The sequence below is a fragment of the Cellulosimicrobium cellulans genome (genome assembly GCF_024124905.1).
Taxonomy (GTDB): domain Bacteria; phylum Actinomycetota; class Actinomycetes; order Actinomycetales; family Cellulomonadaceae; genus Cellulosimicrobium; species Cellulosimicrobium cellulans_G.
The window spans coordinates 699704-715410 of the sequence record NZ_JAMXST010000004.1; the positions used below are offsets into that span (position 1 = coordinate 699704).

Below are 15707 nucleotides of genomic sequence, written 5' to 3' on the forward strand. Positions count from 1 at the left end.
TCCGGGTCCGCACGTCATGCCCCTGGAGGCAGCACGATGACCGCACGACGCCCACGCAGGGCGAGGTCCGTCGCGGCACTGACCATCGGAGCGCTCGCGTTCACGCTCGCGCCCGTCACGATGGCCAGCGCCGCCGACGACCCCGTCCCCGCGGACGAAGAGCACAAGGTGCTCATCTTCACCAAGACGACCCAGTTCCGGCACAGCGAGGCGATCACGCAGGGCACCCCGGTGCTCGAGGCGGCGTTCGCCGAGGTCGGCATCGCGTCCGACCACACGGAGGACTCGACCGTCTTCAACGACGAGACCCTCGCGCAGTACGACGCCCTGGTCATGTTCCAGACGTCGGGCGACCCGTGGAACGCCGACGAGAAGGCGGCGCTCGAGCGCTACCAGCAGGCGGGCGGCGGCATCGTCGCGATCCACAACGCCACGGACATGCGCGGCAGCTACGGCTGGTGGGACGACATGATCGGGGCGCTCATGCCCGGTCACGCCGCCACCGGCACCAGCCCCGGCCTGCCGGGCACGGTCCGCGTGGAGGACCGCACGCACCCGTCGACCGAGCACCTGTCCCAGCGCTGGACGCGCGCGGACGAGTGGTACAACTACTCGGCCAACGTCCGCGGCAGCGCGCACGTGCTCGCCACGATGGACGAGTCCACGTACGACGCGGGCAGCAACAAGATGGGCTACGACCACCCGATCTCGTGGTGCAAGCCCTACGACGGCGGTCGCGCCTGGATGACCGGCATGGGCCACTTCGGGGCGCACTACACCGACGAGCCCGACCTCGTGCAGCACATCGTCGGCGGCGTCCAGTGGGCCGCGGGCCTCGTCGAGGGCGACTGCGGCGGCACCGACTGGGGCTCGTTCGAGAAGATCGCGCTCGACACCAACACGAGCGCGCCCTTCGGCATGGACGTCGCGCCCGACGGCCGCGTGTTCTACACCGAGCTCGTGCGCGGGCAGATCCGCGTGTACGACCCCCGGACGCAGAACACCACGACCGCCATCACCATCCCGGTGTACTCCGGCGGCGAGGACGGCCTGCTCGGCATCGCGCTCGACAAGGACTTCGCGGAGAACGGGTACCTGTACCAGTACTACGCGCCGGCGAGCTCGAACGACTCCGACCCGGCGAACTTCTTCAGCCGCGTCTCGCGGTTCACGGTCTCCTCCGAGGGGCCCGGCTCCACGGTGATCGACCCGGCGTCCGAGAAGGTGCTCATCGAGATCCCGGCCGGGCGTCTGCCCGACGAGCCGGGCCACACGGGCGGCGGCCTCCTCGTCGACCACGAGACCGGTGACCTGTACATCGGCGTCGGCGACGACGTGAACCCGCACTCCGAGCCGTCGGGCGGCTACGCGCCGATCTCGGAGCGTGACGGCACGTTCCACGACGCGCGCGCGACGTCCGCGAACACGAACGACCTGCGCGGCAAGGTCCTGCGCATCCACCCCGAGGCCGACGGCACCTACTCGATCCCCGAGGGCAACCTGTTCGCCCCGGGCACCGAGAAGACGCTGCCCGAGATCTACGCGATGGGCTTCCGCAACCCGTTCCGGTTCACGATCGACGCGAAGACGGGCAACCTCGGCGTCGCCGACTACTCGCCCGACAACGGGTCGGACAACCTCGCCAACCGCGGCCCGGCCGGCATCGCCGAGTGGAACCTCATCAAGGAGCCCGGCTTCTACGGCTGGCCCCTGTGCATGGGCAACAACGAGCCGTTCCGCGACGTCGACTACCGGACGAACCCCGTCACCGTGGGCGACTTCTTCGACTGCGACAACCCCGTCAACGACTCCGTGAAGAACACGGGCCTCACCGAGCTGCCCCCCGCGCAGCCGGCGGACCTCTGGTACGGCTACCAGCGCTCGTCCGTCCCCGGCGTGATCAACGCCGGCGGCGGTCTCGCGCCCATGGGCGGCCCGTTCTACCAGTTCGACCCGGAGCTCGACTCCGACACGAAGTTCCCGGCGTCGTACGACGGCAAGGCCTTCTTCTACGAGTGGGCCCGCAACAAGATGTACACGATCGACCTCAAGGACCCCGAGGCCGCGCCCGGCGCCACCGACGTCGAGAAGGTCAACCCGTTCCTCCCGCAGGAGCAGTTCCTCGCGCCGATCGACTCCAAGTTCGGCCCCGACGGCGCGATGTACGTGCTCGACTGGGGCGGCGGCTTCGGCCGCGACAACCCGAACTCGGGTCTGCACCGCATCGACTACCTGTCGGGCTCGCGCTCGCCGGTGGCGAAGCCGGTCGCGACGCCCGACTCCGGCATCGCGCCGCTCGAGGTGACGTTCGACGGCACGGGGAGCACCGACCCCGAGGGCGAGGAGCTCACCTACGCGTGGGACTTCGACGGTGACGGCACGACGGACTCGACGTCCGCCGCGCCCAGCCACACCTACACCGAGAACGGCGTCTACGACGCCCGCCTCACGGTGACCGACCCCGCCGGCAAGGTGGGCACGGCGACCGTCCCGATCACGGTGGGCAACACGCGGCCCGAGGTCGACTTCGGCCTCCCGCCCACCGGCTCCTTCTTCACGTTCGGCGACGACATCACGTGGGACGTGTCGGTGACCGACGCGGAGGACTCGCCCGAGGGCGACGAGATCGACGACGAGCAGGTCATCATCCAGCCCGCGCTCGGGCACGACGCGCACGCGCACCCCGCCGAGCCGCTGCACGGCCGCACGGGCACCGTGGCGACGAGCCTCGGTGGCGGCCACGGCGAGGACATGAACGTCTTCTACGTGATCGACGCGCGCTACACCGACCGCGGCGGCGAGGGCGACGTGCCCGCGCTGACCGGGTCGGACACGACGCTGATCTTCCCGAAGAAGCGCGAGGCGGAGTTCCACACGGCCTCCGACGGCACCACGACGATCCCGAGCCGGGACGTCGAGGGCGGCGGCTCCGTCATCACCGGGTCGAACGGTTCCTGGGCGTCGTACGACCCCGTGAGCCTCTACGGCGTGCAGGCGCTGAACCTGCGCGTCGCGGCGGCGGCCGAGGGCACGATCGAGCTGCGTCGCGACGCGGCCGACGGCGAGCTCCTCGGCACGGCCGAGATCCCGCAGACCGGGCTCGGCACGTTCACGGACGTGACCGTCGAGGTCACCGACCCCATGGAGCCGTTCACGCTCTACGTGGTCTTCCCCGGTGAGGGCGAGCGTCGTCTCAACTTCATCGAGGCCGACGGCAAGGGCGTCTCGGACACCACCCGTCCCAAGGTCCGCATCACGTCCCCCAAGGCGGGCGTCCGCCTCGAGCAGGGCGAGATGGCGGTCACCGCGGAGGCGGACGACACCGAGAACACGGTGACCCAGGTCGAGTTCTTCGTCGACGGCGAGTCGATCGGCGTCGACGACACGGCTCCGTACGAGGCCACGTGGAACCCCACGGCGGACAACTACTACGAGCTGACCGCCGTCGCCACGAACGACAAGGGCCTGTACACGCGCTCGCGCGTCGTGCTCGCCCAGGTCGGCGACCTCTTCGCGGGGATGAAGACCTTCACCAACGCGAACGGGACGTTCGAGCAGCTCGCCGAGGGCAAGTACCTCGTCACGTCGGGCGGCGCGAACATGTGGCAGGGCACCAACGAGTACTCGACCATCTACCGCGAGCAGGGCGCCGACGAGAACTGGTCGGCGACGGTGAAGATCAACAGCCAGGGCAACTCGAACGGGTCCGCCAAGGCCGGGATCATCGTCCGCAACGACGTCACGCAGACGGCGAACTCGCAGGGCTACGCGGCCCTGGGCATGCGCCCGAGCGGGGGCTTCGAGTGGCTGCGCGGCAACTCCAGCGGGCAGCTCACGGCGTCGACCGGCGCGAGCACGACGAGCTACCCCGCGTGGGTGCGGATCGTGCGTGACGGCGACCTGTACACGGCCTCCTGGAGCAAGGACGGCGAGAACTTCACGCAGATCGGCGAGCCGCAGGCCCTGCCGGGTGCGGCGTCCGTCCAGGACGTGGGTCTCTTCGTCACGGCGCACAGCACGACGGCGACGAGCGCGGTCGAGTTCCAGGACTTCGTGTTCGACGACGACCCGCAGACCGAGGAGCCCGGTGGCGGGAACCCGCCGCAGTGCCTCGCGGACTCGTCCAACGAGTTCGACGGCGACGCGATCGACCCGCGGTGGACGGTCGTCCGCCAGGCCGACGGCAAGCCGATCACCGTCGCCGACGGCCACGCCGTCCTGCCGGTCGTGCAGGGCGACATCAACGAGGCGCAGACCGGGCCGATCAGCTACCTCGGTCAGCCCGCGCCCGCCGGGGCGTGGACGCTCGAGACCAAGCTCGACGTCCCGCTCGCCCGGCACTGGCAGCACGCCGGCCTCCTGGTCCACGTGAACGACGACGAGTACACCAAGCTCGCGTTCACCAAGAACCAGAGCGGCGCCCGCTTCCTCGAGTTCCAGACCGAGACCGGTGGTGCCCGGACGTGGCACGGCCAGACGGACGTGGCGACGGACTTCCCGTCGTCGATCCACCTGCGCCTCGTCTCGGACGGGTCCGCGATCACGGCGGCGTACTCGGCGGACGGCCAGGCGTGGACGGCGCTCGCGGGCTCCGCGCCCGTCAAGCCCGGCGCCACGTTCGGCGTCATGGCGGGCGGCGACACGGCGACCGCCGACACGGTCGCGAAGGTCGACTACGTCCACGTCACCGGCGCCGAGCCGGACGACGGCGTGCGCGAGCCGAGCGACGAGTTCGAGGGCGACGCCCTCGACGGCTGCCGCTGGGACGCGATCGTGCGCTACGACGGGTCGAAGGTCGCCGTCGCCGACGGCGAGCTGCGCATCACGACCCAGCCGGGCGACATCAACGCCGGGAACAACGGCGACCCGCGCAACTTCGTCCTCCAGACCGCTCCGGAGGGTGACTGGGTCGTCGAGACGCGGTTCAAGGCGCCGCTCGTGCACCGGTGGCAGCTCGCGGGCCTCATCGCGTACGGCGACGACGACAACTACGTCAAGGCCGACGTGCTCGCGAAGAACGCACCGGGTGCGGCGCTCAACCTCGGCGCCGAGCTCGTCTCGGAGAAGGGCGGCCAGTTCGGCAACGGCGGCAACCGCCAGCTCGAGCTCGCCGACTCGACCGAGTCGGGCTACTGGTACCTGCGGCTCGAGAAGGTGGGCAGCACCTACCAGGGCTGGGTCAGCGACGGCGGGGTGACCTGGACGCCGCTGGGCGCCCCGGTCACCAACGACGCGGCGCTGACGAAGGTCGGCCTCATGGCGATCGGCCCGGAGCAGGAGACCCCGGTCACGGTGGCGTTCGACTGGTTCCGTCTCACGACGGAGTCCGAGCCGGAGCCGACGGTCGACGTCGAGGTCACCGCGTCCGCCCGCTGCCTCGCGGGCAAGGCGTACCTCGCGATCCGGGCGACGAACGTCGACGAGGCGCCCGTCGCGATCACCCTGACCACGCCGTTCGGCTCCAAGGAGTTCGGCGCGGTCGAGGTGGGCGGCAACGCCTACCAGTCGTTCGCGTCGCGTGCGACGTCGTTCGACGCGGGCACGGCCACGGTCACGGCGACGCTCGGCGACGTCACGACCGAGATCGAGGTGCCGTACGACGCCGTGAGCTGCGGCTGACGGCAGGCCGGTGACGGGCGACCCGCTCCCGTCACCGGCCACCGCGCCGGCCCGGCCCCGCGGCCGGGCCGGCGCACACCGAGCGGGACGACCCAGGGACAGGAGCGACAGGTGGCACAGCGCACCGCAGGACGGACGTCCGCGACCCGGACGCCGGCGGCGAGGGACGCCCGCACGGGCTCCGGCCGCACGGGTGGCCCGACGACGACGCCCGCCCGCTCCCGCCCCGCCGACCGGGGCGGTGCCGGCCGCCCCGAGCCCCGGCCGCCGGCGCGCGTCCGCGCGCGCCGGTGGTTCGCGGGTCTCGACCCCTGGCGCCGGGTGCTCCTGGTGCTCGCCGCGCTCGCCGTCGTCGCGGTGGTGGTCGCACTCGTCGTGGTGCTGACCCGTCAGGCGCCGGCCGCGACCGACGAGGGCTTCGCCGTCGACCCCGCGCGCGTCGCCGAGCTCGAGGCCGCCGAGGAGGAGCGCGACGCCGACAACCTCGTCGCGTCGATCGAGCACGCCGAGCACGTGCAGGCCGAGCTCGTCCCCGTCCTGCACGGGCTGCACGCGGTGCTCCCCGTCGACGGCTCGACCGCCGTCCCCGCGGACCCCGCCGAGATCGCGGACTGGCGCGCGACCGTCGACGGCCTCGTGGCCGAGACCGAGTCGCTCCAGAGCGGCTCCTCCGAGCACAACATCGTCCGCAACGGGATGCTCACCTCGCTCCGGCTCGTCGGCGACACGCTCGACGCGGTCGGCCTCGCGGCCGCCGCGGACGCGAGCGACCCGACCACCGCCGCGGACCTCTACACCCTCGCCGGCGAGCTGCGCACCCGCGCCGTCGACGCGTGGGGCCTCGCCGCGATCCAGCTCGACCTCCGCTCGACCGCCGGGGGACAGGGGCACGTCCACGTGTTCCTGCCCGTGCACCCGGACGACTCGCTCGACGGCGGCATGGACCTCGGGCACGAGGGCGGTTCCGCGGACGAGGACGCGCACGAGGACCACGACCACTGACCCACGGCGGCCCCACGGACGGGCCGCCCCACCGACCTCCCGGTCGGGCGCCCTCCGGGGTGCAGGCCGAGCCCGACCGGGACCTGACCCCAGCGCTCCGCACGACGACGCGCGGAGCACGACGCACCACGAGGAAGGGGAGCACGACCAGCGGCACGGCGACGTCGCCGAGCCGCACCGATCAGTTCTCAAGGAGGAGAAGTGACAGCACGACCTTCGAGGGGTCGGCGCCAGGGGGTCGCGGCGGTCACCGCCGCGGCCCTCGTCGCGCCGGCGCTCACCCTCGCGACGGCGGCCCCCGCCGCCGCGCACGACGAGTTCTCCGTCATGGTCTTCAGCAAGACCGCAGCGTTCCGGCACGGCTCGATCCCCGCGGGCATCGCGGCGATCCAGCAGCTCGGCACCGAGCACCACTTCGCCGTGACCCCGACCGAGGACGCGGGAGCCTTCACGGACGCGAACCTCGCCCAGTACGACGCCGTCGTCTGGCTGTCCACCACGGGCGACGTCCTGAACGACGAGCAGCAGGGCGCGTTCGAGCGGTACATCGCCGCCGGCGGCGGGTACGCCGGCGTCCACGCGGCGTCCGACACCGAGTACGACTGGCCCTGGTACGGCGAGCTCGTCGGGGCGTACTTCAACAGCCACCCCCAGAACCAGGACGCGACGGTCGTCGTCGCCGACGACGAGCACCCCTCGACCGCCCACCTCCCGGCGGCCTGGGACCGGTACGACGAGTGGTACAACTACCGCGAGAACCCGCGCGGCCAGGTCCACGTGCTCGCGAGCCTCGACGAGTCCTCGTACTCGCCGGGGTCGGGCGCCATGGGCGCCGACCACCCGATCGCGTGGTGCCAGGAGTACGGCGGCGGCCGGTCCTGGTACACGGGCGGCGGCCACACCGACGAGTCGTACACCGACCCGGCGTTCGTCCAGCACCTGCTCGGCGGCATCCAGACCGCCGCGGGGGCCGTCGACGCCGACTGCGGCGCGACGGTCGACGCCTCGTTCGAGCAGGTGACGCTCGCCAAGGGCGCGGCCAAGACGGGCGAGCCCATCGCGATGGCCGTCCTGCCGGACGGCGACGTCCTGCACACCTCGCGCGACGGGCGCGTCTGGTACACGACGGCGGACGCGACGACGGCGCTCGCGGGCACCGTCCCCGTGTACACGCACGACGAGGACGGCCTCCAGGGCGTCGCGATCGACCCGGGCTTCGCCGAGAACCGCTGGGTCTACCTCTACTACGCGCCCAAGCTCGACACGCCGCCGGGCGACGCGCCCGAGACGTCGGCCGACCCGGCCGCGTTCGAGGCGTTCGAGGGGTACAACCAGCTCTCGCGGTTCCGGCTCACGGAGCAGAACCTGCTGGACCTCGCGAGCGAGCAGAAGATCCTCGAGGTCCCGGCCGACCGCGGGCTGTGCTGCCACGCGGGCGGCGAGATCGACTTCGACGCCGAGGGCAACCTCTACCTGTCGACCGGTGACGACACGAACCCGTTCGCGTCGGACGGCTACGCGCCGATCGACGAGCGGGCGACCCGCAACCCGGCGTTCGACGCCCGCCGCAGCTCGGGCAACACGAACGACCTGCGGGGCAAGCTCCTGCGCATCACCGTCGCCGAGGACGGGTCGTACACGGTCCCCGAGGGCAACCTCTTCCCCGAGGGCGAGTACGAGGCCGGCAAGACCCGGCCGGAGATCTACGCGATGGGCTTCCGCAACCCGTTCCGCTTCGCGGTCGACAAGGCGACCGGCGAGGTCCACCTCGGCGACTACGGCCCCGACGCGGGCGGCGCGAACGCGAACCGCGGCCCTGGCGGGACGGTCGAGTTCAACGTCATCTCCGAGGCGGGCAACTACGGCTGGCCGTACTGCATCGGCGACAACCTCGCGTACAACGACTACGACTTCGAGACGAAGGTCTCCGGGCCGAAGTTCGACTGCGCGGCACCCAAGAACACGAGCCCGCACAACACGGGCCTCGTCGACCTCCCGCCCGCCGTGCCGGCGTGGCAGCCGTACGACGGCGGGTCCGTGCCCGCGTTCGGGACGGGCGGCGAGTCCCCGATGGGCGCCGTCGTCTACGACTACGACCCCGCGCTCGAGTCCGAGACCAAGTTCCCCGCGTACTACGACGGCAAGCCGCTGCTCTACGAGTGGGACCGCGCGTGGATCAAGGAGGCGATCCGGAACGAGGACGGCAGCCCCGCGGGCTTCGTGCCGGCGCTGGAGTTCATGGACCTGCGCCGGCCGATGAACCTCGAGTTCGGCCCGGACGGCTCGCTCTACGTGCTCGACTACGGCGGCGGCTACTTCGGGGGCGACGCGCTCTCGGCCGTCTACCGGATCGACTACGTGCGCGGCGGCCGCTCGCCGGTCGCGCAGATCGACGCGACGCCGACGAACGGCCAGGCGCCGCTCGTCGTGTCGTTCGACGGCACCGGGTCCTCGCACCCGGACGGCAAGGAGTTCACGTACGCCTGGGACCTCGACGCTGACGGCGAGACCGACGCCACCGACGCCCAGGTCTCGCGGACGTTCACGGAGAACGGCCAGCACGAGGTGCGGCTCACCGTCACCGACGCCGACGGCAAGCAGGGCGTGGCGACCACGACCATCACCGTGGGCAACACCGCGCCCGAGGTGACGCTCGAGCTCCCGGCCGACGGCCAGTTCTTCGACTTCGGCGACCAGGTCCCGTTCCGGGTCACGGTCACCGACGCCGAGGACGGCGCGCAGGTCGACTGCAGCCGGGTCGTCGTCGAGTACATCCTCGGCCACGACAACCACGGCCACCCGTTGTCCAGCGCCACGGGCTGCGAGGGCGTCCTCACGACCGCCAAGGACGAGGGGCACGGCCTCGACGCGAACATCTTCGGCGTCGTCAACGCGACGTACACCGACGGCGGGGGCGCCGACGGCGTGCCCGCGCTCGCGTCCGACGACGAGGCCGTCCTGCACACGCGCACCAAGCAGGCCGAGTACTTCACCGACAGCCAGGGCGTCCAGGTCGTCGCGAAGGACGTCTCCGAGGGCGGCAAGCAGCTCGGGTACATCGCGGCCGGCGACTGGTTCGCGTTCGACCGGATGAACCTCGCGGGCATCGACGCGATCTCCGCGCGGTACAGCTCGGGCGGCTCCGGCGGCGTGCTCGACGTGCGGGACGGTGCCGTGGACGGCCCGCTCCTCGCGACGCTCACGCTGTCGCCGACCGGGAGCTGGGAGACGCCGGCGCGCGCACAGGCGGTCCCGGTCACCGACCCGGGCGGCACGCGCACGCTCTACTTCGTCGCGCGCTCGACGACGGGGGCGACGGGCGACATGTTCGACGTCGACTCCGTCACCTTCACGGGCCGGGGCGCGGCGAACAACGTGGCCCCGGTGGTCGGCTCCGTGACGGCGACGCCCGCCACGGGCGACGCGCCGCTCGACGTCGCGTTCGCCGCGCAGGCCACCGACGCCGACGACGACGCGCTCACGTACGCGTGGGAGTTCGGCGACGGCGGCACGGCGACGGGCGCGACGGCGCAGCACACCTACGCCGAGGCCGGGAGCTACACGGCCACGGTCACCGTGAGCGACCCGTCGGGCGCGCGCGCGACCGGGACCGTCGCGGTCTCCGTGTACGGCACGCTCGAGTGCACCGAGCCGGACCCGCAGCGCGGGCCCGCGGACGAGTTCGAGGGCGAGGCGCTCGACGGCTGCCGCTGGGACGTCGTGGACCTCCGCCCCGACCTCGCCCAGGTGCGCGACGGGAAGTGGGTCGTGCGCACGACCGACGCCGACTTCGCCGGAACCGGCAACCAGCGCGTGCCGAACATCATCACGACCGACCAGCCGGGCGACTCCTGGACGGTCGAGACGAAGATGACGGCCGCGTTCGCGAACCAGTACCAGCAGGGCGGCCTCATCGTCCGCGCGTCGGAGTCCGACTACGTCAAGCTCGCCGTGGTCCAGCACCCCGGTGGCCTGCGCGTCGAGCTCCGCAGCGAGATCGGCGACGTTGTGCAGTCCACGAACGGCGACGTCCTCGACGTCGCGAAGCCCGTCTACGGCGAGTACCTGCTGCGCCTGTCGCGCGACGGCGACTCGTTCACCGGGTCGTTCTCGCTCGACAACGGGCAGACCTGGGTCCCGACCACGCGCGCGGTCACGCACGCGGGGCTCGGCGACGCGGGCGTCGGCGTGTTCGCGCTCGGCAAGAGCGCGGGCGCGAACCAGATCGACGTCGCGTTCGACCACGTGCGCGAGGTCGACGGCAGCGGCGTCCCCGTGTGCGAGGACGTCACCGCGAGCGACACGTTCGACGGCAGCGGGTCCGGCCTCGGCCTCGACCCGTGCCGCTGGTACGTCGTCGACGCCGACCCGTCGCGGCTCGCCGTCGCGGACGGCGCGCTGCAGCTCACCACGACCGACGACGACGTGTACGGCGCGACGAACTCCACCGTGCCCAACATCGTCCGCTCGAAGGTCGTGACGGGCGACGAGTGGACCGTCGAGACGACGGTGCGCGCCGACCTCACGCAGAACTACCACCAGGGCGGCCTCATGGTCTACAAGGACCAGGCCAACTACGTGAAGGTCGGCGTGATCCACAACGGCGGCACCGCCGGGACGGTCGGCTTCGAGGTCCGCAGCGAGAAGGGCGACGTCGTGCTGCAGCCGCAGCCCGGCGTCGGCTCGCTGCCGCGCGAGGCGGACGGGACGTACCACGTGCGTCTCGCCCGGTCCGGCGACACGTTCGTCGGCTCGTGGTCGCTCGACGGCGAGCAGTGGACCGAGCTCGCGGCCGTGACGAACGACCAGCTCGACGGGATCGGGGTCGGGCCGTTCGCGCTCGGCAAGAACCAGACCCAGCCCACGGTCGTCGCGTTCGAGGACTTCGTCCTCGTGGGCGAGGTGGTCGAGCAGCCGCTCGACGTCACGACCGAGGTCCAGGTCCGGTGCCTCGCCGGCAAGGCGTACGTCGCGGTGCGCGCGACGAACGCCGACGGCGTCCCGATCGACGTCACGCTGACGACGCCGTTCGGCACCAAGGCGTTCACGGCCGTCCGGCCGGGCGCCTCGGCGTACCAGTCGTTCGCCGCCCGGGCGACGTCCGTCGAGGCGGGCGTCGTGGGCGTCGCGGCGACGGGCGACGGCCGCACGTTCGCGGCCGATCTCGCGTACGACGCCGCGAGCTGCGGCTGACGCGGCAGCTCGCGCAGCAGGCCGAGGGCCGGTCGGGGACGTCCCCGACCGGCCCTCGGTCGCGCGGGACGTCGCGCCGCGTCAGGCGCGGGGGAGCGCCATGACCACGTCGGTGTGCCTCTCGCCGCCGACCACGTAGGTGCGCCCGCCGACGACGTCGAAGCGGTGCTTGCGGTAGAACGCCTGCGCCCGAGCGTTGAGACCGTTCGTGCCGAGCCAGACGCGCAGGCCGGGACCGAGCCGAGCGGCCGCGTCGGTCGCCGCGGTCATGAGCACGCCCGCCACGCCCGTGCCCTGGGCGCCGGGGCGCACGTAGATCTTCGAGAGCTCGACCGCCTCGCCGGGCCCGACGGCCGCCGCGACGTCCGGGTCGTCCGGCTCGCCGCGGACGAGGAGCGCGTACCCGAGGAGGCCCGGGTCGTCGTGCGCGTCGGGGACGTCGTCCGTGACGTCGTCGGGCACCGGCTCGACGAGGAGGAGCGCGTGCGCGGCGCTCGCGGCCCACCCGCGGAACCGTTCGGGCGAGAGCTGGGTCGCGACGTGCTCGGCGATCGCCTCGGGCGACGTACCGGGCGGGCACGCGAGCGGGAAGGTCAGGGCGGCGAGCCCGGCGAGCGCGGGTGCGTCGGCGGTCGTCGCGCGGCGCACGCGGACGGCGGCCGGGGCGGTGGTCAGGTCGTCGGGCATGCCTGCGAATCTACGCCCGCGAGCCGGGCGGGCGGGTCCCGCACCCGCCCGCGCGGCGGCGCCTCCGTGCATGATGGACGCGTGACGCGCATCGACCTCAACGCCGACCTCGGCGAGGGCTTCGGCCGCTGGACCCTCGCCGACGACCAGGCCCTGCTCGGCCTCGTGACCAGCGCGAACGTCGCCTGCGGGTTCCACGCGGGCGACCCGGCGACGATGCGGAGCGTGACGCGGGACGCCGTCGCGCGCGGCGTGCGCGTCGGCGCGCACGTGAGCTACCGCGACCTCGCGGGCTTCGGGCGGCGCTTCATGGAGGTCGGCCCGGCCGAGCTCGCCGATGACGTCCTCTACCAGCTCGCCGCGCTCGACGGCTTCGCGCGGCTCGCGGGGGACCGGGTGCGCTACGTCAAGCCGCACGGGGCGCTCTACAACGCGATCGTCCACCACGAGGCGCAGGCGCGCGCGGTCGTCGACGCCGTCCGCGCCTACGACCCCGCCCTCCCCGTGGTCGGCCTCCCCGGCTCCGCGGTGCTGCGCCTCGCCGACGCGGCCGGGCTCCCCACGGTGCGCGAGGCGTTCGCCGACCGGGCCTACCTCCCCACGGGCGAGCTGGTCCCGCGCGGCCTGCCGGGCGCCGTCGTGCACGACGCCGAGCAGGTCGCCCGGCGCGTCGTCGAGCTCGCCACGTCGGGCACGGTGCTCGCCGCGGACGGCGCGCCCCTGCGCGTGGAGGCCGACTCGGTGTGCGTCCACTCCGACACGCCGGGCGCCGTCGGGCTCCTGGGCGCCGTCCGCGCCGCCCTCCAGGGTGCGGGCGTTGAACTGCGGCCCTTCGCCGACGCCCGGCCGGGTGCGGGCGAGGGCACCGCGCCGTGACGGGCGCCGTCCACGGGTTCGGTGAGACCGCGCTGCTCGTCGACCTGCCCGACCTGGCGGCCGTGCGGTCGCTGCACCGGGCGCTCGCGGCCGACGTGCCGCCCGGGATCGTGGACGTGGTCCCGGCCGCGCGGACCGTCCTGGTCCGGTGCGCGGCGCGCGGTGACGTCGCCCGTGCCCGCGCCTGGGTCCAGGAGGCGCTGCTCCGCGCGTCGTCGGACGACGAGCCTCCGGCCGCCGGTCCCGTGGTGGAGATCCCGGTGCGCTACGACGGCCCCGACCTGGACGACGTCGCCCGCTGGGCGGGGGTGAGCACCGAGGAGGTCGTCGCCCGGCACTCCGGGCGCGAGTACGAGGCCGCGTTCGGCGGCTTCGCGCCGGGCTTCACGTACCTCGTGGGCGTCGATCCCGTCATCGCGGCGCCGCGCCTCGCGACGCCGCGCACGCGCGTCCCCGCGGGGTCCGTCGCGCTCGCCGGCGACCTCACGGCCGTCTATCCCGGCGAGTCCCCGGGCGGGTGGCGCCTGCTCGGCCGCACCGGCGCACGGATGTTCGACGTCGACCGCGACCCGCCCGCGCTCGTCGCACCCGGAGCGCGCGTCCGGTTCGTGCCCGTGCGGGGAGGCGCCACGCCCCGACGCCCAGGGCCGAGCGGCGAGCCGCCGACCGCCGTCTCCGCGTCGCCACCGGAGGAGGTGCCGGTCGAGACGCGGGGTGAGCCGCCGCCCGCCGTCCCCACGGCGCCACCGGTCGAGACGCGGGGTGGGCCGGCGACCGCGGCCGCGGGGGAGGACCGGGTGGTCGCGCCGGACGGAGCGAGCCGAGCGGGTGCGGGCGTCGAGGTGCTCGCGACGGGTCCCCTCGTCCTGGTCGAGGACGACGGCCGGCCCGGCCTCGCCGCGGTCGGCGTCGGACCGTCGGGGGCGGCGGACCGGACCTCCCACGGGCTCGCCAACCGCCTCGTCGGCAACCCTCAGGGCGCCGCGGCCCTCGAGGTCACGCTCGGCGGGCTCGCGCTCCGGTTCCGGGGCCGCGCGGTCGTCGCGCTCTCCGGGGCGGCGGTCCCGGCCACGGTCGCCGGGGTTCCCGTGGGCATGAACGCGCCCGTGCGGGTGAACGACGGGGCGGTGCTGCGGCTCGGTCAGGCTGCCCGGGGGCTACGGACCTACGTCGCGGTCCGGGGCGGGATCGTCGCGGACGCGGTGCTCGGCTCGCGGTCCCGCGACCTCCTGTCCGGACTCGGACCGGACCCGCTCGCCCCGGGGGACGTGCTGCGGGTCGGAGCACCGCCCCCGGGCTCGTGGCTGCCGGTCGACGTGGCGCCGGTGCGGCACGTCCCGGGCGTCCTGCGCCCGGGGGAGCGGGCGGGCGCCGTGCTCGAGGTGCTCCCCGGCCCGCGAGGCGACTGGTTCCTCCCCGGGGCGTGGCAGGCGCTGCGGGCGCTGCGGACCGTGGGCGCGGACAGCGACCGCGTCGCGATCCGCCTCGACGGGCAGGCGGTCCCGCGGCGGGCGGGCGAGCTCCCGTCCGAAGGCCTCGTCCGCGGGGCGGTGCAGATCCCGCCCGACGGTCGGCCGGTCGTGTTCCTGGCGGACCGTCCCGTCACCGGCGGGTACCCCGTCATCGGGGTGCTGCGCGAGGAGGACGTCGACCGCGCGGCGCAGCTCCGTCCGGGCGACCGGGTCGTGCTCCGGGGGACGCGGGGGACTGACGAGGACGCACGCCCACGCGCGCACGACGGGTGCGCGCGACCTGGTGCGCAACGCCCGGTGGGCGGCGCGCGGACGGAGGTGCCGGCGGCGCGTGGGCGAGGGCCGAGGCGCTGACCTGGACCAGGACCGACGAACGGGTGCGCGGCGTGTGTGCCGGGTCACCCGGACCCGGCTTGACCCTGGCGCGACGGGCCGCGTAATGTTCTGGATGTCGGCCCGACAGGGAGGAACAGACACCGCCTCGAATGATCGAGGGTGGCTGGTCCCGGGGTCGAAACCCTTCCACCGCATGGCGTAGGATGTTCTCCTGCCCGCAGCGAGGAAGTCCCAGGACGACTGGACCACGGCGAACAGCCGGGGTTGAGGAGTCGGGGAGGGCCTGGTAAGGTTGAAGGGTTGCCCCAAGCGAGGTTCTGCCCGGTCGGGTGGTGCTGAGTTGGTGTGTGTCGGTTGTTTGAGAACTCAACAGTGTGCTTGTTAGTCAATGCCAATTTTTGTCCCTGTGGCATGGCTGATCGTCTTCACCCGTCGGGTGGGGTGGTTGGTTGTGTCTGGGATTCCTTTGGTTGATTTCGGAAGATGATGTCATCTTTCGTGTTGATGCCAGTTTTGTGAACC

The 15707-nt window shown here is 73.3% G+C and carries 6 protein-coding genes; 5 read left to right on the forward strand and 1 reads right to left on the reverse strand.

Annotation, left to right across the window (positions count from 1 at the left end; genetic code table 11):
- Positions 1–36 precede the first annotated feature (36 nt).
- The 3 genes from NHH00_RS15160 (at position 37) to NHH00_RS15170 (ending at position 11814) form a co-directional block, all read left to right on the forward strand.
- Positions 37–5619, forward strand: a complete 5583-nt coding sequence (locus NHH00_RS15160; protein WP_253053593.1) for a ThuA domain-containing protein — start codon at positions 37–39, stop codon at positions 5617–5619.
- 111 nt (positions 5620–5730) lie between these two features.
- A complete protein-coding gene (locus NHH00_RS15165; protein ID WP_253053595.1) occupies positions 5731–6621 on the forward strand; it encodes a hypothetical protein in 891 nt (296 codons plus the stop codon).
- A 201-nt stretch (positions 6622–6822) separates the two neighbouring features.
- The gene (locus tag NHH00_RS15170; protein WP_253053605.1) at positions 6823–11814 is read left to right on the forward strand and encodes a ThuA domain-containing protein; all 4992 of its coding nucleotides are present in this window, start codon (positions 6823–6825) and stop codon (positions 11812–11814) included.
- A gap of 81 nt (positions 11815–11895) precedes the next feature.
- Here NHH00_RS15170 and NHH00_RS15175 read toward each other — a convergent pair whose 3' ends face one another.
- Positions 11896–12501, reverse strand: a complete 606-nt coding sequence (locus NHH00_RS15175; RefSeq protein WP_253053615.1) for a GNAT family N-acetyltransferase — start codon at positions 12499–12501, stop codon at positions 11896–11898.
- An 81-nt stretch (positions 12502–12582) separates the two neighbouring features.
- Here NHH00_RS15175 and NHH00_RS15180 point away from each other — a divergent pair, with 81 nt between their 5' ends.
- Together NHH00_RS15180 and NHH00_RS15185 are read left to right on the forward strand one after the other, a co-directional pair.
- Positions 12583–13377, forward strand: coding sequence for a LamB/YcsF family protein (locus NHH00_RS15180; RefSeq protein WP_253053617.1), 795 nt, complete (start codon positions 12583–12585; stop codon positions 13375–13377).
- Positions 13374–15203 carry a 5-oxoprolinase subunit B/C family protein gene (locus tag NHH00_RS15185; protein ID WP_253053619.1) on the forward strand — a complete coding sequence of 610 codons (1830 nt, stop codon included), beginning with the start codon at positions 13374–13376 and terminating at the stop codon, positions 15201–15203. The genes NHH00_RS15180 and NHH00_RS15185 overlap by 4 nt, the downstream gene beginning before the upstream one ends.
- Positions 15204–15707: the final 504 nt, after the last annotated feature.

Excerpts from the sequence above, each read along its gene's own strand:
- NHH00_RS15160 (WP_253053593.1), top strand. The coding sequence starts at position 37 with ATGACCGCACGACGCCCACGCAGGGCGAGGTCCGTCGCGGCACTGACC.
- NHH00_RS15175 (WP_253053615.1), bottom strand. The coding sequence starts at position 12,501 with ATGCCCGACGACCTGACCACCGCCCCGGCCGCCGTCCGCGTGCGCCGC.